The 911-nt window shown below is 33.5% G+C and carries 1 protein-coding gene; it reads left to right on the top strand.

All coding sequences use genetic code 11. The features are described 5' to 3' along the window. Positions 1–908, top strand: a 908-nt coding sequence (locus DW917_RS16990) for an ankyrin repeat domain-containing protein (protein ID WP_233524827.1), incomplete at its 5' end; no start/stop codon positions are given. Positions 909–911: the final 3 nt, after the last annotated feature.

Below are 911 nucleotides of genomic sequence, written 5' to 3'. Positions count from 1 at the left end.
TTATTATAAATATGAGGCATCTTTTATTCTTAGTATTGTTTGTTTGTTCTTCCTGTACAGAGCCTAACGTAAAAGACATGTTAGGAGATGATTTTAGGTTGTATAAACATACGCCTGCATGGTCTTTAGCAAAGGCTGTTGAAGATGAAGATACTACAGAGATTTCTAAACAAGTTTTACAGATGCATATTTCTGTAGATTATCGAGATCCTGAGTACAAGCAGACTCTTTTGATGTTAGCAACACGTACTAATAAAATAGAATCCGTTAAAAAATTATTAGAGCTGGGAGCTAATCCTAATGCACATAATGACTCCACTAAATACTTTGGACAAAGTGCAGTGTTACTAGCTTGTCGCTTTACTAGACCCTCAAGTAAAATACTTGCTTTATTACTGAAGTATGGAGGAAATCCAAATTCAACAGCTTGTGGAGTTCAGGAGAATGGTTTGGGCGAGATTGTACCAATTAGAGATTTTGCTTTAAGTGCTGCTGTGTTTTCCTCCTTTGAGAAGGTTAAATTATTAGTTGATGCAGGAGCAAACATTAATTATGCAACATCTACTGAAAATTGCGCAATAGAAAATTGTATGATTTTTGATAGGATGGATATTATGTTATATCTTCTGCAAAAAGGAGCAGACTATCGCAGAAAGTTTACAGAAATAGACTTGGATAAGCCTGATTATCCCACTTTTGAAGTAGACATTCTATATAAACTACGTAAATGCGTATATCCAATTGGTTCTAAAGAATATACAGACAAAATGAAAGTCGTTAATTTCTTGAAGAAAAAGGGATTAGATTATTGGAAATCACCAATACCAAGTGGAATGTATGGGGTTATAATGCGTGATATAGCTCCTAAAAACAAAGCAGACTTCGATTATTATATAAAGCATTATTAAAAT

This window comes from Prevotella sp. AM42-24 (assembly GCF_003461825.1).
Taxonomy (GTDB): domain Bacteria; phylum Bacteroidota; class Bacteroidia; order Bacteroidales; family Bacteroidaceae; genus Prevotella; species Prevotella hominis.
The sequence above is the reverse complement of the archived record's forward strand: the minus strand, read 5'-3'. Positions and strand labels throughout refer to the sequence as shown.